The following is an 18,801-nucleotide window of genomic DNA, read 5'->3' as shown; positions in this document are numbered from 1 at the left end:
GGCAGCGGATGCAAAAAGCCGATCAGTTGATCGGCTTTTTGCATCATGCGGCGAGGCAAGGCCCCCGCCCCGCCATCAGGTTTCCTGGTAATTCGGCCCGCCACCGCCTTCCGGCGTCACCCAAGTGATGTTCTGGCTGGGGTCCTTGATGTCACAGGTCTTGCAGTGGATGCAGTTGGCGGCATTGATCTGCAGCCTAGGTCCGGCGCCATCACGCACGATCTCATATACGCCGGCAGGGCAATAGCGCTGCTCCGGCGCATCGTAATCAGCCAGATTCAGCGTGATCGGCACCGCGGCATCGGTCAGCTTCAGATGACAGGGCTGGTTTTCCTCGTGTGCCACGTTGGACAGGAACACCGACGACAGCTTGTCGAAGCTGATCTTGCCATCGTACTTGGGATACTTGATCGGCGTGCTTTGCGCCGCCGGCTTCAGACAGGCATGGTCGGCCTTGCCATGGCGCAACGTCCACGGCAGGCGCACACCCAGGCTGCCCAGCCACATCTCGACACCACCGTAGATGCTGCCCGCCACATTGCCGAACTTCGACAAGGCCGGCTTCACATTGCGCACCTTGTCCAGATCCTTCCACACCCACGATGCGCGCAGCGCTTGCGGGTAGGCTGCCAGCTCATCCGCCACGCGGCCGGCCGCCAATGCCTCCACCACCGCTTCTGCCGCCAGCATGCCGGACTTCATCGCGTTGTGGCTGCCCTTGATGCGCGGCACGTTGACGAAGCCGGCCGAGCAACCGATCAGCGCGCCGCCCGGGAACACCAGCTTGGGCAAGGACTGCAAGCCGCCTTCATTGATGGCACGCGCGCCATACGCCAACCGCTTGCCACCCTGCAGCATCTTGCGGATGGCCGGGTGCGTCTTGTAGCGCTGGAATTCATCGAATGGGCTCAGGTACGGGTTGCTGTAGTTCAGGTGCACCACGAAGCCCACCGACACCAGGTTTTCTTCCAGGTGGTACAGGAAGCCACCGCCACCGGTATCGCTGCCCAGCGGCCAGCCTTGCGTATGCATCACCAGGCCGGGCTGATGCTGCTTGGGGTCGATCTGCCACACTTCTTTGAAGCCGATGCCGTACTTCTGCGGCTGCACGCCATCACGCAGGTTGAAGCGCGCTTCCAGCGCCTTGGCGAGCGAGCCGCGCACGCCTTCGCCGATCAGCGTATAGCTGGCCTGCAGCGCCATGCCCGGCGCGTAATCGGCTTTTTCCTTGCCGTCTTTCGCCACGCCCATATCGCCGGTGATCACGCCCCGCACGGCACCGTTGTCGTCGTACAGCACCTCGGCCGCGGTAAAGCCGGGATAGATTTCCACGCCCAGCGCTTCGGCCTGATCGGCCAGCCAGCGGCAGACGTTGGACAGGCTTACCACGTAGTTACCGTGATTGTTCATCAACGGCGGCAACAGCAGGTTGGGGATGCGGTAGGCGCCGTCTTCATCCAGCACCAGGAAGCGGTCTTCCGCCACGGCGGTCTTGAGCGGGGCACTCTGCGCCTGCCAATCCGGAATCAGCTCGTCGAGCGCGATCGGGTCGATCACCGCGCCGGACAGGATATGCGCACCCACTTCGGCACCCTTCTCAAGGATGCACACACCGATTTCGCGGTTTTGCGCAGCGGCCAGTTGCTTGATGCGGATTGCGGCAGCAAGGCCCGCCGGGCCGGCGCCAACGATCAGTACGTCGTAGGTCATTACATCGCGTTGCATGGTCTGCTCTTTCAATCTTGAGTAGAAGGCGCCACCGCAAGCGGGTATCTGTACCCTTGCTGCGGCCGCTGAACCCGGTATTTTCGCACAGCTGGCGCCGGCTGCCGAATCGGCATGCCCGGCACCCCGCCGCACGTCTCGTTCTATCTACATATCCATTTTTTATATATGTATTAGAAAAATAATCCAATTTACAGATATAGGCACTATTCTGCTAAAATCACGCGAAATTATGGAGAAGTGCAATGAAGGCTTTGGTTGCAATCAAACGCGTGATCGATCACAACATCCGGCCACGCATCAAGCCCGATGGCTCTGGCGTTGAAACCGAAAACGTCAAGATGAGCATCAACCCGTTCGACGAAATCGCCGTCGAAGAAGCGCTGCGCCTGAAAACACAGGGCATCGTTACCGAAATCGTTGCCGTCACCATCGGCCATGGGCACGCCCAGGATGTGCTGCGCCACGCACTGGCCATGGGTGCGGATCGCGCCATCCTGGTCGACAGCACCGCACAGCTGCAGCCACTGGCCGTGTCGAAAATCCTCAAGGCAGTGTACGAGCGCGAACAACCGCAGCTGGTGCTGCTGGGCAAGCAGGCGATCGACGACGACGCCGGCCAAGTCGGCCAGATGCTGGCTGCGCTGCTCGATATCGGCCAGGGCACGTTTGCCTCCAAGCTGGAAATCAGTGGCAACGAAGCCATCGTCACCCGTGAAGTGGATACCGGCAGCGAAACCGTGGCACTGCAACTGCCCGCGGTGATCACCACCGACCTGCGCCTGAACGAGCCGCGCTTCGTGAAGCTGCCCAACCTGATGATGGCCAAGAAAAAGCCCATCGAAACCATCCAGGCTACCGATCTGGGCATCGATACCGCCCCGCACCTGAAAGTGACCAACCTGGCCGAGCCACCGGCACGCAAGCCGGGCATCAAGGTGAACAGCGTGGCCGAACTGGTCGAGAAACTGCGTAGCGTGGGGGCAATCTGATGAGCATCCTGATCCTGGCCGAACACGACGGCCAACAACTGAGAAAAGCCGCCCGCCAGACCATCAGCGCCGCCCAGGCCTGGGGCCTGCCGGTCCACCTGCTGCTGGTTGGCGACGATACTGCAGCCGCTGCCGCCAGTGCCGCCAAAGTGGCCGGCGTGGCCCGCGTGATCCGCGTGGATGCACCGCACCTGGCACACCCACTGGCTGAAGACGTCGCTGCGCTGGTGGTATCGCTGGCACGTGATTACAAGATCGTGGTTGCGCCGCACACCACCTTTGCCAAGAACATCCTGCCGCGCGCCGCCGCACTGCTGGACGTAGCCGTGGTGGCCGACGTGATCGGCATCAAGGCGCCCGCCACCTACGCCCGGCCGATTTACGCCGGCAGCGTGCTGGCCACGGTGGAAAACACCGATGCACTGCAGGTGGTCACCGTGCGTGCCACCAGCTTCGATGCCGCTGACGACGGCGGCAACGCCGAGATCACCAGCCTGCCGGCACCGGCGGCCAATGGCAAATCACGCTGGGTATCCGAAGTACGCAATGAATCCGATCAGCCTGACCTTGCCTCCGCCCCCGTGGTGGTATCGGGTGGCCGCTCGCTGGGCGAGCAGTTCCATCAGCTGCTGACCCCGCTGGCGCAAAAGCTGGAAGGCGCCGTGGGCGCTACCCGCGCAGCGGTCGACGCCGGCTACGCGCCGAACGACTGGCAGGTGGGGCAAACCGGCACCATCGTGGCGCCAGGCCTCTACATTGCTGCCGGTATTTCCGGCGCGGCACAGCATCTGGCCGGCATGAAGGACAGCAAGATCATCGTCGCCATCAACCATGATCCGGACGCGGCCATTTTCAGCGTGGCCGACTACGGCCTGGTGGCAGACCTGTTCGAAGCACTGCCGGCACTGACTGCGGCAATCAGCAAGTAACGCGCGCGGTAAAGGCGTGCGCGCGTCAGTAACGGCGCCGCCTTTGCCGGTATCTTGCCTGCCGGGTATCGTCACTGGCGTGCAGATGAGTATAATTCTTATCTACCCAATTTTATCTACATAATCAAGACATTGAAATCATGAGCAAATTCGCCGTAGAAAAAGTGCTGTCGGTACACCACTGGAACGACACGCTGTTCAGCTTCAAGACCACCCGTGATCCGGGCCTGAAATTCGAAAACGGCCAGTTCGTGATGATCGGTCTGGAAGTGGATGGCCGCCCGCTGGCGCGTGCCTACTCGATCGCCAGTGCCAACTACGAAGAGCATCTGGAATTCTTCAGCATCAAGGTGCAGGACGGCCCGCTGACCTCGCGCCTGCAACACCTGAAGGTGGGTGACGACCTGCTGGTATCGCGCAAGCCCACCGGCACGCTGGTGCTGTCCGACCTCAAGCCGGGCAAGAACCTGTATTACTTCTCCACCGGTACCGGCCTCGCGCCGTTCATGAGCCTGATCCAGGATCCGGAAGCGTACGAGAAATTCGACAAGATCGTGCTGTTCCATGGCGTGCGTACCGTATCCGAACTCGCCTATGCCGATTTCATCGAAAACGTGCTGCCGAGCAACGAATTCTTTGGTGAAGAAGTCCGCAACAAGCTGATCTACTACCCCACCGTCACGCGTGAGCCGTTCCGCAATCAGGGCCGCCTGACCGACCTGATCGAATCGGGCAAGCTGTTCGAGGATATCGGCCTGCCGCCGCTGAACCCGGAAACCGACCGCGCCATGCTGTGCGGTAGCCCGGCCATGCTGGAAGACACCTGCAAGCTGCTCGATGCACGCGGCTTCCAGGTTTCGCGCCGTATCGGCGAAGCGGGCGACTACGTGATCGAACGCGCCTTCGTAGAGAAGTAATGCTGCAGGGGCTGATGAAATCAGTCCGAAGCAGCGGTATCAGAAACGGTGTGGCCAAAGCCACGCCGTTTTGCGTTTTCCGCCTTATCATCTGCCATTGTTTGCCGGACCTTCGTTCATGCTCAGCTACCGCCACGCCTTCCATGCCGGCAACCATGCCGATGTACTCAAGCACTTCCTGGTGGTCGAGCTGCTGGGCTATCTCAACCAGAAAGACAAACCGTACTGGTATATCGATAGCCACGCCGGCGCCGGCGCATACAGCCTGACCGAAGGCTACGCCACCAAGAATGCCGAGTTTGAAACCGGCATTGCGCGGTTGTGGCAGCGCGATGACCTGCCCGCACCGCTGGCAAGGTACGTGGACGTGATCCGCGGCTTCAATCCCGATGGGCAGCTCAAGCACTACCCCGGCTCGCCACTCGTGGCGCAGGCCGTGATGCGCGCAGACGACAAGCTGCGCCTGTTCGAGCTGCACCCGAGCGATGCCAAACTGCTGCTGGAGAACGTCGATCACCTGCGCCGCCAGGCGGTGGTGCAGACGGCAGATGGCTTCAACGGGCTGAAATCGGTACTGCCGCCAGCGCCACGCCGTGGCCTGACGCTGATCGACCCGCCGTATGAAGAAAAACACGATTACCAGCGCGTGATCAAGGCACTGGAAGACAGCCTGGCGCGCTTTGCCGGCGGCACCTATGCCATCTGGTACCCGTGCCTGCAGCGCGAAGAGGCCAAGGCATTGCCGGGAAAGCTCAAGGGCTTGCCGGCCAAGTCATGGCTGCGCGCGGAGCTGTTCGTGCAGGGCCCGTCTGCCGATGGTTTCGGCATGCACGGCAGTGGCATGTTCATCCTCAACCCGCCCTATACGCTGCACGCCACCTTGCAAACGGTGCTGCCGGTGCTGGTGGATGCATTGGGGCTGGACCGCGGCGCGCGCTTCCTACTGGAACAGCACGCCGGTTGAGGCCTGATGCCGCTTGGGCAACGACAAGCGGCGCCCCGACAGCTTGCAATAGCTATGCACCCGGCCAGACCGGTTTCAACGGTCGATCACGCCCGGCAGATCAAACCCGCTCAGCGCAGGCCGTAGCGCGCACGTATCTTCGCCAGATCGCCACGCTTCTCCAGCCGTGCAATCGCGGCATCCAGTGCCTGCACATCCGCTTCCGTGGTGCTTTTCTTGCTCAGCATCAGATGCACCGGATCGCTGTTGGGCGTGAACGGCAGTTGCGCCACGTTGAGCTTCACCGTCTGGCGCGACATGTACAGCACCGCACCCACATCGCCCATCAGCAAATCGGCACGCTGCGCCTTGAGCATGCGCAAGCCCTGCTCGAAGCTCTCGAAATGCTGCACCAGCCCGGCGGCCATCAGGTCCGGCAACGATTTGGCGTAGTCATTGCCATACCAGCCGGCATTGGGCGCCAGGATGGCCTCGCGCGCCGACAGCACATCGGCAAAGCCGCGCACCCTGGCAAAGCGGCCCAGATCATCGCCACGCGCAAACAGGCCGGTCACTTCATCCCGGTAGGCCTTGGTAAACCAGCTGAACTGCTTGCGCTCTTCGGTCTCGCTGGCGGCAAACAGCACATCCAGCTGGCCGTCCTTGTGCATCACATGGCGGCGGATACGCGGAATATTGGTCTTGTATTCCAGCTTGCAGCCCGCCTCCTTGAAGATGGCCTGCATCAGCTCCAGATCGAGCCCGACAAACTGCCCCTGCGCATTCTTGTAGCTGTATGGCGCCCAGTCTTCCGGCACCACACTCATGGTCTTGCTGCAGGCAGCCCAGCCACTGCCGGCCAGCAGCAAACCGGCCACGATCCATAGATGTTTTTTCAGCCGCAGCATGGCGACCTCCTTGGTTTGCTGTCTTACAAACTATACGCACGTCACACCGCAAACACCCGAAAAACTGACGGATTGCGGGATGAACGCGTGGCTTTTTCGCTGCAGTGCAGCAGGCAGCGCTCGTCGCTCCGCATTTATATTTTTGTAAATTATATTGTGCGCAATATATTTGTAAGCATAGAATGGAACCGTCATCCAACAACCTGCAAGGATCGCCATCATGAGCACGCTCTACAGCACCACAGCCATCGCTACCGGCGGCCGCAATGGCCATGTCCGCACCACCGACGACAGCTTCTCTGCCGATCTGGCCATGCCGCGCGCACTGGGCGGCAACGGCAAAGCCGGCGCCAATCCGGAACAACTGTTTGCCGCCGGCTACGCCGCCTGCTTCCAGAGCGCGCTGGAGCATGTGGCACGGCTGCAGAAAGCCGCCATCGGCAAGACCGTAGGTAGCTGCCACCGTCGGCATCGGCCCCGATGACAACGGCGGCTTTGCGCTGACCGTGGCGCTGGCCATCAGCATTACCGGCATCAGCCAGGCTGCCGCCGAGGCACTGGTTGCCACCGCGCACCGGGTTTGCCCCTACTCGAATGCCACGCGCGGCAATATCGACGTTCAGTTGAGCACGCAAGCCATCCAGGCTGCCGCTCACGTCGCCGCCTGATTCGGATGGGGGCCCTGCCCGCCTTCAACGGCTGGCGGGGCCGTGCTATCTTCGGAGCCCCGCATGAAGACATCGCCATGACTGATCCCCTGCATCTTGACCAGCAACTGTGCTTTCCGCTTTACGCGGCCAGCAACCTCATGACGCGGCTGTACCGGCCGCTGCTGGGTGCACTGGGCCTCACCTACCCGCAATACCTGGTGATGCTGGCGCTGTGGGAACATGCACCGCGCAGCGTTGGCGATCTGGGACGTGCGCTCTATCTGGACAGCGGTACGCTTACCCCGTTGCTCAAGCGCATGGAAAGCCAGGGCCTGCTGCGCCGCCAGCGCGCTGCCGATGATGAGCGCCGCGTGGATATCACGCTCACCGACTCAGGACTTGCGCTGCGTAATCAAGCAGAGGCGATACCGGGTGCACTGGCGTGCCAGTTGCAACTGGAACACGCGGCGTTGCCGGCATTGCGCACGCAACTGCAGCAATTGCTGGCCGCACTGGCCCCTACCGACAGCAGGAAGAAACATGAGCATTGATATCGCCAGCCTGCAGCAGCGGCTGCGGGCATTTTCCGCCGAGCGTGACTGGGATCAATTCCACAGCCCCAAGAACCTGGCCTGCGCATTGAGCGTGGAAGCGGCCGAGCTGCTGGAATTGTTCCAGTGGCTGAACGACGAGCAGGCAGCTCTCGCGCCAAAAGATCCGCAATTTGCCGAACGCCTCGGCGAGGAAGTGGCCGATGTGCTGCTCTACCTGCTGCGCATTGCCGATGTCAGCGGGCTGGACCTGAATGCAGTGGTCGAACGCAAGCTGCTGCTGAACGCACAGAAGTACCCGGCCGAGCAGGCGCGCGGCCATGCGCGCAAGTACGATGCGCTCTGAACCCGCCATCCGACTGCCGGCCACCTGAATGCAGGCCACCTGACATCCAGCCCACCACCATGACCCGACCCGTCTTCCCCATGCCGGTACCGCACCTGCCGCTGATCACGCCGGAAACAGCACGCTTGCGGCTGCGCCAGTGGCGCGCTGATGATCTGGCGCCGTTTGCCGCGCTGAATGCCGATGCGGAAGTGATGCGTTACTTCCCGGCGCCCATGTCGCGCCCGGACAGCGATGCGATGGCCGAGCGCATGGCCGGGCTCATCACGCTGCGCGGCTGGGGCTTCTGGGCGGTGGAGCGCAAGGACAGCGGCGCGTTCATCGGCATCGTCGGCCTCAATGTGCCGCGGCCGGAGTTGCCATGCTATCCCTGTGTGGAGATGGGCTGGCGGCTGGCACGCGCGCACTGGCGCCAGGGTTACGCGCTGGAAGCGGCACAGGCGGCGCTGCAGGTGGGCTTTGCCACACTGCAGTTGCCGGAAATCGTCGCGTTCACTGCGCTACCCAACCTGCCATCGCAAGGCGTGATGGAAAAGCTGGGCATGCAGCGCGATGCCGCCAACTTCGAGCATCCCGCGGTGCCGGAAGGCAGCCCGCTGCGTACGCACTGCCTGTACCGGATCACACAGGCGCAGTGGCTGGCCGGCCAACCGCCAGCAGCCATCGGGCGCTGATCAACCCGGCCGGTACGGGCTGCAACACCGCCCGGGCCCTGCAGCCTCAATCATCCAGCGTTTCGTGCGATGCCACTGCGCCCTGCTTCCAGTAACTGGCGGCGCGGATCTGGTTCTTGGCAATGCCCAGTTCATCCACCAGCACCTTGCGTACCGCCTGCGCGGTAGCCAGCTCGCCCGCGGCCCATGCGTAGCCGGTGCCGGCCGGCAGTACCAGCTTGCGCACGGCATCCACCACCTGCGCTGCGCCACCTGCATCGCTGCGATGCAGCCACTGCACGCTGGCATCGGCTGAAGTATCCAGACGGATTTGCGCGCCGGCATCCGCCACTTCCACGATCACCAGCGCGCGGCTGTCGGCGGGTAATTGCTCCAGCCGGCGCGCGATGGCCGGCAAGGCGCTATCGTCGCCGATCAGCAGGTGCCAGTCATAACCGGCAGGGATCACGAACGAACCACGCGGCCCGCCGATGCCAAGGTACTGGCCGACCTGTGCCTGTGCCGCCCAGGTGGTGGCCGGGCCGATGCCATGCAGCACGAAGTCGATATCCAGTTCGTTTGCTGCTGCATCAAAGCGGCGCGGCGTGTAGTCACGCGCTACCGGGCGAGCTGCGCCTTGCGGGTACACGGGGCCATCTTCGCCCATGGTGGGCAGGTTGGGCTTGTCCTCGCCGGCGGCGGGGAAGAACACCTTGATATGGTCGTCGAACGAGGCGGAAACGAAATCCGCCAGGTCATCCCCGCTCAGCGTGATGCGCACCAGGTGCGGGCTCAGCGGCTGCACGCGGCTGACCTGCAGCAAACGGAATTTCAGCGGATGGCGCACCCGCTGCGGGGCAAGCTCGGTACTAGAAGTCATGGTTTATCCTGTATGGGGGTTGATCACTCGGCCGGCCGCTGCGGGGCACCCGCTTCGATCTCGGCCGTGGCACAGGCCAGGATGGCGGCAATGCGGCGTTGCTCTTCAGCCGGTGCATCAGTACGCATCAGCAATGCATGCTTGAGCGCGCGGCGCGCATTCGCCAGTTCCGGCAGCCATGGGCCGGCGTCATCGCCAGATTCCTCCTCGCCAGAAAATGCCCGGCGTACCGAATCCATCTTGCGGCCGATATGCAGCAGCTTGGCCAGCATGAAATCCACCCGCTCGCGGTTGGCGGCCAGATACACGCGGCCTGGCTCGGCCAGCTGGTAGCACTTGCGGTTGCCAGTGGCCTCCACCGTGGCATGGCCGATTTCTTCCAGATAGGTGAGCGCCGGGTACACCATGCCGGGGCTGGGGCTGTAGAAACCGTTGGAGCGCGTCTGCAGTGCCTTGATCAATTCGTAGCCATGCGCGGGCTGGTCTGCCAGCAAAGCCAGCAACAGCAACTGCAAGTCTTCCGAACTGAACTTGCGGCCACGCGGCATGCCGCCGCTGTCGCCATCGAAACCACCCGGGCCACCGAAGAAACTACCACCGTGGCCGCGATGCCGCCCGCCGCCGCCCATCGCATGCGCGTGATGCCGGCCATGCCAGCCGTGGTGGTGGTGCCCGTGCGCAGCATGGTGCGCTGCGATACGCTGGCGCAGCCTTGCCAGCATGTCCTGCCCGAAAAAGCCTTTTCCGTCCCGCATGCCAAGCTCCTCGTGTGCGAAAACATCTTAAAACATATCTTAAGATATATATCGCAAGATATCACGTCAAGCGCCATTCATCAGCATCGCACCCGCGGCAACACCCCTTCAAATGCCAACGCGCAGGCAATACACGGCAAAACGCCCGGGCAGGCCGGGCGTTGTAGCGATCTGCGAAACATGACACTGGCGGCTATACACCACCGATGCACAGGTATTTGATTTCCAGATAATCATCCAGCCCGTATTTCGAGCCTTCGCGGCCATGGCCGGATTGCTTGATGCCGCCGAACGGCCCCACTTCGTTGGAAAACACGCCGACGTTGATCCCCACCATGCCGTATTCCAGCGCCTCTGCCACGCGGAACACACGGCCCAGGTCGCGGCTGTAGAAGTAACTGGCCAGGCCGAATTCGGTATCGTTCGCCATGTGGATGGCCTCGGCTTCGGTATCGAACTTGAACAGCGGCGCCAGCGGACCGAAGGTTTCCTCGCGCGCCACCAGCATGTCCGGCGTCACGTCGGCCAGCAGCGTGGGTTCGAAAAAGGTCTGGCCCAATGCGTGGCGCTTGCCGCCGATCAGTATGCGCGCGCCCTTGCCCAGCGCATCGGTGATGTGTGCTTCCACCTTGTCCACCGCAGCCGGGTTGATCAGCGGGCCCTGGTTCACGCCCGCTTCCATGCCGTTGCCCACCTTGAGCTTTGCCACCGCCTCGGTGAGCCGCCCGGCAAACGCATCGTAAATGCCCGCTTGCACCAGGATGCGGTTGGCGCACACGCAAGTTTGCCCGGTATTACGGTATTTGGAGGCCATGGCGCCCTCCACGGCGGCATCCAGATCGGCATCGTCGAACACGATGAACGGCGCATTGCCGCCCAGCTCCAGCGATACCTTCTTGATGGTGCCCGCGCATTGCGCCATCAGTTTGGCGCCCACTGCGGTGCTGCCGGTGAACGACAATTTGCGCACGGTGGGGTTGGTGGCAAGCTCGGTACCGATCTCGTTGGCGCTACCGGTCAGCACGCTGAACACCCCGGCGGGGATGCCGGCACGCCCGGCCAGTTCGGCCAGCGCCAATGCAGTCAGCGGCGTCTGGCTGGCGGGCTTCACCACCATGGTGCAGCCGGCGGCAAGCGCGGCGCCCGCCTTGCGCGTGATCATCGCAGCCGGGAAATTCCACGGCGTGATCGCCGCGCATACGCCGATCGGCTGCTTGATCACCATGATGCGTTTGTCCGCCTGCGGGTGCTGCAGCACGTCGCCCTCGATGCGCTTGCCTTCTTCTGCAAACCATTCGATGAAGCTGGCCGCATAAGCGATTTCGCCACGGGATTCGGCCAGCGGCTTGCCTTGCTCGGCGGTCATGATCAGCGCCAGGTCATCCAGGTTGGCCAGCATCAGCTCGAACCAGCGGCGCAGGATGGTGGCGCGTTCCTTGGCGGACTTTGCACGCCAGGCCGGCCATGCGGCATCGGCTGCAACAATGGCACGCGCAGCCTCGGCCGCGCCCATCGCCGGCACGGTGGCGATACATTCCCCGGTGGCGGGGTTGTTCACGTCCAGCGTGTTGCTGCTATCGGCCTGCTGCCATTCGCCAGCCAGGTAACACGCGGTCTTGAGCAGTTGCGGATCATTCAATTCGAGCATGGCGTTCTCCGTGGCTTGATACCTGTTGAACACACGCAGCCGCTGATCGTTCCCGCCCGGATGGCGGCGGGCGGCAACGCGGCCTGCTGGCGCGCGTTACTGGCCGGCGCGGAAACAGCGACGGCGTTGCGCCGCACTCACCCGCAACGCCAGCCGGGCCGCCGCGCTGCGCGGCAAGCCCCTGCGGCAGCGGCGGCGCAGCGCCACGTCAGCCTTCCTGCTTGGGGTAGACGCGCACCAGCACGATGCGCGGGCCGTTCATTTTCTTGACCACGGTATCGAACTGGTCGAACTCGATGCGCTGGCCTTCATGCGGCAACTCGCCCAGCTTGCCCAGGATCAGGCCACCCACGCTGTCGGCGGTATCGTCGTGCTCGATATCGATGCCGATGGCGCGCTCCAGTGTGAAGATGGGCAGGCTGCCCTTGCCGATCAGCGAGCCATCGTCCAGCCGTGACCATTCGTTTTGCGATTGCCGGTATTCATCGCGGATTTCGCCCACCAGCGCAGCCAGCAGGTTATCCAGCGTGATGAAGCCCTGCGGCTGGCCATCTGGCCCCGCCACCACGGCAAAGTGCGGCGCCACGGTACGGAAACGGCGGAACAGCGCCAGTGCGGGTTCTTCCGGCGACACCACTTCCACCGGGCGGGCCAGGTCTTTCAGATCATCCGGTAGTGCATTGCGCTCCATGGCGAAGAACACGTCTTTCAGGTGGATCATGCCCAGCACGCTGCCGTCCTCGGCCAGCAAGGGGTAACGGCTGTAGCGCGTTTGCACCATGCGCGCCAGGCTCACGTCCACCGGATCGGTAACCGACAACGGCACCATCTCGCGCAGCGGGCGCATCAGGTCGCCCACGTCCAGATCGCGGAAATCCAGCGATTGCGCCAGCACGCGCCATTCTTCACCGCTGAAGTCTTCCGATACCTGCGAGCCACGCAGGATCAGCTTGAGTTCTTCCGGCGAGTAATCGCCTTCGTGGCCGTGGCTGGCATCCAGCCCCAGCACGCGCAGCACGCGGTTGGCGCTGTGGTTCAGCACCCAGATGCCCGGATACATTACCCAGTAGAACGCATACAGCGGCGCGGCCGTCCACAGGCCCACTTTCTCCGACATGCGGATCGCCATCGACTTGGGAGCCAGCTCGCCCACCACGATATGCAGGTAAGAGATGGTGAAGAACGCGAAGAAGAACGAGATGCCGTGCACGATTTCCGGCTTGTGGATGCCCACACCTTCCAGCACCGGGCGCAGCAAGCCGGCAAACGCCGGTTCGCCGATCCAGCCCAGGCCCAGCGAGGCCAGCGTGATGCCCAGCTGGCAGGCGGAGAGATAAGCATCAAGGTCACTGTGTACCTTGATCAGCATGCGCCCGCGCCATCCGTTGCGCTTGGCGATTGCCTTGACACGCGTTTGCCGCAGTTTGACCAGACCGAACTCAGCGGCAACGAAGAAGCCGTTCAGCAGCACCAGAAAAAGTGCGCCAACGACCAGCAATAGATTACTACCCATGGTGTGCGCCGATGCGGCGCCCTGTGTTTGCGGTGTATCCCGCTTGCGCATTGTGCCGCAAAGCGCGGCTTCCGTCCCGCCCAAAACAGCGTGGCTACCTGTCCGACACGTAGCCAGAGCGCTGATTACATGATGATTTGCCTGTAAACGGCTGACGCGAATGCAGCAAAAAGTACCGCCTCAGCCTGTCGGATGCGGCAAGACCAAACGCGATCCGCTAAACTCGACCCACCCCAGATTCGAGGAATTGCCATGATCGTCCAAAGCCAGCATATCGACCTGCCCACGCCCACCGGCACCATGCGTACCTATGTGCATCGCCCGGCCGATGGCGGCAGATACCCGGTCATCCTGTTCTATTCGGAAATCTTCCAGCAAACCGGCCCGATCGAGCGCGCAGCACGCTTGCTGGCCGGCCACGGCTATGCGGTGCTGGTGCCCGAGGTGTTCCACGAGCTCAACCCCATCGGCACCGTGCTGGCCTACGACAACGCCGGCCGCGACAAGGGCAACGCCGACAAGGCGGCCAAGCAGGCCACCGATTACGACAGCGACAACCGCGCGATGATCGACTGGGCCGCACAGCAGCAATGGAGCAACGGCCAGGTCGGTGCGATGGGCTTCTGCATCGGCGGTCACCTGGCCTTCCGTGCCGCACTGCAGCCGGAAGTGAAGGCCACCGCGTGCTTCTACGCCACTGACCTGCACAACCACACCATCCCCAACGCCCCCGGCCAGCACAGCATGGACAGGCTGGACAACATCAAGGGCGAGCTATTGATGATCTGGGGCAAACAGGATCCGCACATCCCCGCCGCCGGCCGCGCCGAGGTCTACCGCAAGCTGGCCGCTGCCGAACTCAACTACACCTGGCACGAATTCAACGGCCAGCATGCCTTCATGCGCGACGAAGGCGAACGCTACGATCCGCAGCTGGCGCTGACCGGCTACGCGCTGGCACTGGGCCTGTTCGGGCGCGTGCTGCGCTGAGCTGCGTACAAGGGCAACGCCTGCATCCATGCAGCAAGGCGTTGCCTGAATCTGGCACCTCAAAGGCCGCACCAATGAAAGACGAAACCGCAATCCGCACGCTGATCGAGCAGTGGGCCGAAAATACCCGTAGTGGTGCGCTGGACCGCGTGCTCGACGGCCACGCTGCCGATGCCGTCATCTACGACGTGCTGCCGCCGGTGCAATACATCGGCACGGCCGCCTACCGGCAAAGCTGGGATGACTGGCAACCGCAGACGCAAGGCGAGCTGCGGTTCGAGGTGCAGGGCCTGCGCATCCATGCCGGGGAACAGGTGGCATTTGCCTACGGGCTGATCCACTGCGGCGGCACACTGCAGGGCGGCAACACGTTTGAAGACTGGGTACGTGCCACGTTCTGCCTGGAGCAGCACGACGGGCAGTGGCGGATCACCCATCAGCATATTTCGATGCCGCACGGTGCTTGATGCACGCTGCAGCAGCCAATACCCGCTGCAGGCCAGAACTTGCCTGCCGTGATTCGCACCTTATAACCCAAGCAATGCAACCGAGACCGATATGAGCCAGGCCAGTCAACTCTTCACCTCCTGCGCGCTGGGCGCGCTGCAGCTGAAAAACCGCATCGTCATCGCCCCCATGTGCCAGTACTCGGCCGAGGACGGCTGCGCCACCGACTGGCATCTGCTGCATCTGGGGCAGCTGGCAATCTCCGGCGCGGGTTTGCTCACCATCGAAGCCACGGCGGTGGAACCTGCTGGCCGCATCAGTCCGGCAGACCTCGGCTTGTGGTCGGAAGAGAACGAAGCGGCGCTGGGCCGGGTGCTGGGAGCGGTACGCCAGCATTCCGCCATGCCGATTGCCATCCAGCTTGCGCATGCCGGGCGCAAGGCATCGGTGGCGGTGCCGTGGGCAGGCGGCAAACAGCTGCCCCGCCAGCAAGGTGGCTGGCAAACCGTGGCGCCGTCATCGCTGCCGCACAACGATGCCGACGATGCGCCGCTGGCGCTGGATGATGCTGGCCTGGCGCGCGTGCGCGATGCCTTCGTGGCGGCGGCGCAGCGCGCTCAGCGGCTGGGTATCGATGCGATCGAGCTGCACGCGGCGCATGGCTATCTGCTGCATCAGTTTCTGTCCCCATTGGCCAACCAGCGCAGCGATCAATATGGCGGCACGCTGGAAAACCGCATGCGCTTTCCGCTGGCGGTATTCGATGCGATACGTGCGGCCGTGCCCTCCTCCATGCCCGTGGGCATCCGCATTTCCGCGACCGATTGGGTGGAAGGCGGCTGGGAGATCGAGCAAAGCATCGCCTTCGTGCAGGCATTGCAGACACGCGATTGCGCGTTCATCCACGTTTCCAGCGGGGGAATCTCGCAACGCCAGCAGATCCAGCTCGGCGCCGGGTACCAGGTGCCGTTTGCCGAACGCATCCGCAGCATAACTACCATCCCCGTCATTGCGGTGGGGCTGATCACCGAAGCCGCGCACGCAGAAGCCATCGTGCGGGATGGTCAAGCAGACCTGGTGGCACTGGCGCGCGGCATGCTCTACAACCCGCGCTGGCCGTGGCATGCAGCGGCCGAGCTGGGTGCACAAGTGGATGCACCGCCGCAATACTGGCGCTCGCAACCACGCGGCCTTGGCAAACTGTTTGGTGATGCCGCCAGCGGGCACTGATCCGCAAAACACCAAACCCGCAGCAAGCGGCCCCGGCGCTATGGCGGGCCGCGCGCTTCCCTGCCACCACCACCCACGCCATAAGCCATGAAAATCCGCTTTGCCCTGTTCGCCTGCCTGCTCGCCCTGCCCTGCTTTGCCAGGGATGTGGCGCAGACCCTGCCAGCGCTGAACCGCTATGTAGAAACACAGCTGGCCCGGGGTGGCGTACCCGGCGCGGCACTGGTGGTGGTAACCCGGGATCAGGTGCTGCAGGTCAAGGGCTTCGGCATGCGCGGGCCGGACGGGCAAGCAGTCACGCCGGACAGCCTGTTCATACTGGGCTCGGTCAGCAAATCATTTACCGCGCTGGCGGTGATGCAGCTGGTTGAAGCAGGCAAGATCAAGCTCGATGAGCCGGTGGTGCATTACCTGCCCGATTTCCGGCTGGCAGATCCGGCCATGTCGGCACAGATCACGGTGCGGCAACTGCTCAACCACCAGAGCGGCATTTCTACCGCAGACGGCAATCGTGACTTCGGCATGGCCACGCACACCCGCATTGCGGAGCGCATCACGCAACTGGGCGACATTCCGCAACAGCAGGCGCCGGGTGCCAATTATGAATATTCCAATCTCAACTACGTGATCCTCGGTGCGCTGATCGAGCGGGCCTCGGGCCAGTCCTACGGCCAGTATGTGCAGCAGCATATCTTCACGCCACTGCGGATGACACAAATCACTGCGGATGCGGCGCAAGCGCGGCAACGTGCGCTTGCCACCGGCCACCGCTACTGGTTTGGGCAAGCCGTTGCCACAGACGATGTACCGCGGCCGGATAGCAACGTGCCGGCCGGCTACCTGTACGCCAGCGCCGCGGACATGGGGCGCTATCTGCAGGCGCAACTCAATGGCGGCGAACTGCAAGGTACGCGCGTACTCTCCGCAGCGGGCATCGATACGCTACACCGCGACGGTGTGGCCGCCGGCACCGATACCATGTATGCAATGGGCTGGATGTATGAAGCGGCCAACCCGGCGGTGTTCAGCCACGGGGGTGATACCGCCGACTACCACAGTTATATGGCGATCTCGCCACGGGAAGGATGGGGCATGGTGCTGCTGGTGAACGCCAACAGCTTCTTCAGCGGCCCGCAATTGCCCACCTTGGGCAACCAACTGGTCGACATCATCCACGGTCAGGCCGGTGAGCCCATGCAGGTATTGCCGGGCATACTGCTGCCGCTGGCAGCGCTGCTCGGCATTACCGCATTGCTGGCTACTCTGATTGCCTGGCACGGCTATCGCCTGCTGGCGGGCAAAGCGCATCGGCCCATCCTGGCGCTGGTCAGCGCACTGCTGCTACTGGCGGTCACAACCGTACTGTTGCTGTATGTGCCGACGGTTTATCACGCCAACATCCGCGCCGTCATCGCCACCACGCCGGATGCCGGGCTGCTGCTGGCAGGCAACGCAGCGCTGGCGGGCTTGCTGCTGTTACTGGTGTTGCTGCGCCGATACCGTTCCGGAGGCGATCAGGCCGGCACGGCAAACCGGCGGCGCAACCAGCCGATCAGGCTTCCGATCACCGGCAGCTTCTGAAACAGTTCTTCAGCGGCATCCCAGTAATCACGGTGCTCGATGACCAGCCCATCCGCATCGAAGCGCAAGTGTGAGCCACCTAGCACGGTGTAATCACGCCCTTGCAGGCCAAAGTGGAATTGCCACGTCACAAACGCCTGCTGGCCCTGCACAATCCGGTCAACGATGACAAAGCGCGGGTTTTGCGTGGTTTCGAACATGTGCTCGAACAGCCGGCGGATGGCAGCGTGGCCGCTCACATCGTTGAACGGATCCTTGAAGCGGGCATGGCTGGCATAAAATGCCGTCACACGATCCAGCGTGGGCGGGCTGAGCGTACCGTACCAGTCGAGCAGTTCATCCAGCTTGTTCATGACAGTCCGAGTGCGCGGTTGATCAAGGAAAAACGCCAGCGGTAAGGCAGCAAGCGTACCAGCTGCAATATCCGGGTAAAGCGCCGTGGAAAATCGACCTCGAAGCGCCCCCGGGCAATGCCGGCCAGGATGGCCGCCGCCGCCTCATCCGCTGTTTGCAAGGCCGGCATTGCAAATGCATTGCGCGCAGTGAGCCGGGTTTTTACAAAGCCGGGGTTGATCAGGTAAACGCCGATGCCCTTGGGTTTCAGGTCGCAATACAGCAACTCGGCCAGGTTGATCAATGCCGCTTTGGATGGCCCGTATACGGTAGCCGTGGGCAGCCCCATATAGCCGGCCACGCTGGCAATCAGCGCCACATTGCCATGGTGCTGCGCGATCAGCGTGGGCAGGATGGCTTCCAGCCCGTAATACACGCTGGCGATGTTGACATCCAGTGTGTGCCGCACCTGGCCGGCTTCGATTTCCCACGCGCGCTCGGGCCGGTATTCTGCGGCGCAGAACACCACCAGATCCAAACCGCCCCAGCCGGCTTGCAAAGTTGCATGTGCGTTTGCCCACGCAGCCGGGTCGGTGGCATCCATGGGCAGCACCGTCACCTGCGGGTGGCCAGCGGCAATCTGCGCCAGCTGTAACTGGTTGCGGGCAGAAATGGCCACGCGTGCACCGTGCACCACCAGCGCCTTTGCCAATGCAGCGCCGATGCCGCTGGATGCCCCCACCAGCCAGATGCGACGGTCACGCCAATCCGGCCAGGTGGGGTTCAGCGGCTTGAGCAGATTGAACATGG

The 18,801-nt window shown here is 63.0% G+C and carries 21 protein-coding genes; 13 read left to right on the top strand and 8 right to left on the bottom strand.

Annotated elements, in window-relative coordinates; translation table 11 throughout:
* Positions 1–75: 75 nt before the first annotated feature.
* A complete protein-coding gene (locus IGB42_RS12525; protein WP_159672067.1) occupies positions 76–1,725 on the bottom strand; it encodes an electron transfer flavoprotein-ubiquinone oxidoreductase in 1,650 nt (549 codons plus the stop codon).
* Between the two features lie 245 nt (positions 1,726–1,970).
* Here IGB42_RS12525 and IGB42_RS12520 point away from each other — a divergent pair, with 245 nt between their 5' ends.
* The 4 genes from IGB42_RS12520 to IGB42_RS12505 all read left to right on the top strand — a co-directional run bounded on the left by IGB42_RS12520 (position 1,971) and on the right by IGB42_RS12505 (position 5,527).
* Positions 1,971–2,717, top strand: coding sequence for an electron transfer flavoprotein subunit beta/FixA family protein (locus IGB42_RS12520; RefSeq protein WP_159672065.1), 747 nt, complete (start codon positions 1,971–1,973; stop codon positions 2,715–2,717).
* Positions 2,717–3,646, top strand: a complete 930-nt coding sequence (locus IGB42_RS12515; RefSeq protein WP_159672063.1) for an electron transfer flavoprotein subunit alpha/FixB family protein — start codon at positions 2,717–2,719, stop codon at positions 3,644–3,646. Before IGB42_RS12520 ends, IGB42_RS12515 begins: the two co-directional genes overlap by 1 nt.
* A gap of 140 nt (positions 3,647–3,786) precedes the next feature.
* On the top strand, positions 3,787–4,563 hold the full coding sequence (locus tag IGB42_RS12510) for a ferredoxin--NADP reductase (RefSeq protein ID WP_159672061.1): 777 nt from the start codon (positions 3,787–3,789) through the stop codon (positions 4,561–4,563).
* 118 nt (positions 4,564–4,681) lie between these two features.
* Positions 4,682–5,527 (top strand): 23S rRNA (adenine(2030)-N(6))-methyltransferase RlmJ, encoded by an 846-nt coding sequence (locus tag IGB42_RS12505; RefSeq protein ID WP_159672059.1) that lies wholly within the window; start codon positions 4,682–4,684, stop codon positions 5,525–5,527.
* A gap of 110 nt (positions 5,528–5,637) precedes the next feature.
* Here the strand turns inward: IGB42_RS12505 and IGB42_RS12500 are convergent, their stop codons facing one another.
* On the bottom strand, positions 5,638–6,414 hold the full coding sequence (locus IGB42_RS12500) for an ABC transporter substrate-binding protein (protein WP_159672057.1): 777 nt from the start codon (positions 6,412–6,414) through the stop codon (positions 5,638–5,640).
* A 220-nt stretch (positions 6,415–6,634) separates the two neighbouring features.
* Here IGB42_RS12500 and IGB42_RS22230 point away from each other — a divergent pair, with 220 nt between their 5' ends.
* The 5 genes from IGB42_RS22230 to IGB42_RS12480 all read left to right on the top strand — a co-directional run bounded on the left by IGB42_RS22230 (position 6,635) and on the right by IGB42_RS12480 (position 8,635).
* Entirely contained in the window at positions 6,635–6,898 is a 264-nt protein-coding gene (locus tag IGB42_RS22230) for an Ohr family peroxiredoxin (protein WP_236822573.1), read from the top strand.
* A 22-nt stretch (positions 6,899–6,920) separates the two neighbouring features.
* Positions 6,921–7,082: a hypothetical protein gene (locus IGB42_RS22225; protein ID WP_236822572.1), complete on the top strand. Its 162-nt coding sequence runs from the start codon at positions 6,921–6,923 to the stop codon at positions 7,080–7,082.
* Between the two features lie 77 nt (positions 7,083–7,159).
* Positions 7,160–7,615 carry a MarR family winged helix-turn-helix transcriptional regulator gene (locus IGB42_RS12490; RefSeq protein WP_159672055.1) on the top strand — a complete coding sequence of 152 codons (456 nt, stop codon included), beginning with the start codon at positions 7,160–7,162 and terminating at the stop codon, positions 7,613–7,615.
* Entirely contained in the window at positions 7,605–7,961 is a 357-nt protein-coding gene (locus tag IGB42_RS12485) for a nucleotide pyrophosphohydrolase (protein ID WP_159672053.1), read from the top strand. Before IGB42_RS12490 ends, IGB42_RS12485 begins: the two co-directional genes overlap by 11 nt.
* 59 nt (positions 7,962–8,020) lie before the next feature.
* Entirely contained in the window at positions 8,021–8,635 is a 615-nt protein-coding gene (locus IGB42_RS12480) for a GNAT family N-acetyltransferase (protein WP_236822571.1), read from the top strand.
* A 46-nt stretch (positions 8,636–8,681) separates the two neighbouring features.
* Here IGB42_RS12480 and IGB42_RS12475 read toward each other — a convergent pair whose 3' ends face one another.
* The 4 genes from IGB42_RS12475 to IGB42_RS12460 all read right to left on the bottom strand — a co-directional run bounded on the left by IGB42_RS12475 (position 8,682) and on the right by IGB42_RS12460 (position 13,410).
* Entirely contained in the window at positions 8,682–9,494 is an 813-nt protein-coding gene (locus IGB42_RS12475) for a siderophore-interacting protein (protein ID WP_159672051.1), read from the bottom strand.
* A 23-nt stretch (positions 9,495–9,517) separates the two neighbouring features.
* On the bottom strand, positions 9,518–10,249 hold the full coding sequence (locus tag IGB42_RS12470; RefSeq protein ID WP_159672049.1) for a PadR family transcriptional regulator: 732 nt from the start codon (positions 10,247–10,249) through the stop codon (positions 9,518–9,520).
* Between the two features lie 193 nt (positions 10,250–10,442).
* Entirely contained in the window at positions 10,443–11,897 is a 1,455-nt protein-coding gene (gabD, locus tag IGB42_RS12465; protein ID WP_159672047.1) for an NADP-dependent succinate-semialdehyde dehydrogenase, read from the bottom strand.
* A 208-nt stretch (positions 11,898–12,105) separates the two neighbouring features.
* Entirely contained in the window at positions 12,106–13,410 is a 1,305-nt protein-coding gene (locus IGB42_RS12460; RefSeq protein ID WP_159672045.1) for a hemolysin family protein, read from the bottom strand.
* A 252-nt stretch (positions 13,411–13,662) separates the two neighbouring features.
* Between IGB42_RS12460 and IGB42_RS12455 the strand changes: the two genes are divergently transcribed.
* The 4 genes from IGB42_RS12455 (at position 13,663) to IGB42_RS12440 (ending at position 17,658) form a co-directional block, all read left to right on the top strand.
* A complete protein-coding gene (locus tag IGB42_RS12455) occupies positions 13,663–14,400 on the top strand; it encodes a dienelactone hydrolase family protein (protein ID WP_159672041.1) in 738 nt (245 codons plus the stop codon).
* A gap of 74 nt (positions 14,401–14,474) precedes the next feature.
* Entirely contained in the window at positions 14,475–14,867 is a 393-nt protein-coding gene (locus IGB42_RS12450) for a nuclear transport factor 2 family protein (protein WP_159672039.1), read from the top strand.
* Positions 14,868–14,958: 91 nt separating this feature from the next.
* Positions 14,959–16,077 (top strand): NADH:flavin oxidoreductase/NADH oxidase, encoded by a 1,119-nt coding sequence (locus IGB42_RS12445; protein WP_159672035.1) that lies wholly within the window; start codon positions 14,959–14,961, stop codon positions 16,075–16,077.
* Positions 16,078–16,164: 87 nt separating this feature from the next.
* Positions 16,165–17,658, top strand: coding sequence for a serine hydrolase (locus IGB42_RS12440; protein WP_159672033.1), 1,494 nt, complete (start codon positions 16,165–16,167; stop codon positions 17,656–17,658).
* Here IGB42_RS12440 and IGB42_RS12435 read toward each other — a convergent pair.
* Positions 17,592–18,011 (bottom strand): nuclear transport factor 2 family protein, encoded by a 420-nt coding sequence (locus IGB42_RS12435; protein ID WP_159672031.1) that lies wholly within the window; start codon positions 18,009–18,011, stop codon positions 17,592–17,594. The genes IGB42_RS12440 and IGB42_RS12435 overlap by 67 nt on opposite strands.
* Entirely contained in the window at positions 18,008–18,799 is a 792-nt protein-coding gene (locus IGB42_RS12430; RefSeq protein ID WP_159672029.1) for an SDR family NAD(P)-dependent oxidoreductase, read from the bottom strand. Before IGB42_RS12430 ends, IGB42_RS12435 begins: the two co-directional genes overlap by 4 nt.
* Between the last annotated feature and the right edge of the window lie 2 nt (positions 18,800–18,801).

Origin of the sequence: Andreprevotia sp. IGB-42 (assembly GCF_009848685.1) — a bacterium.
Classification (GTDB): domain Bacteria; phylum Pseudomonadota; class Gammaproteobacteria; order Burkholderiales; family Chitinibacteraceae; genus Andreprevotia.
Note: the sequence above shows the minus strand (reverse complement) of the source record. Positions and strands in the feature narration are given on the sequence as shown.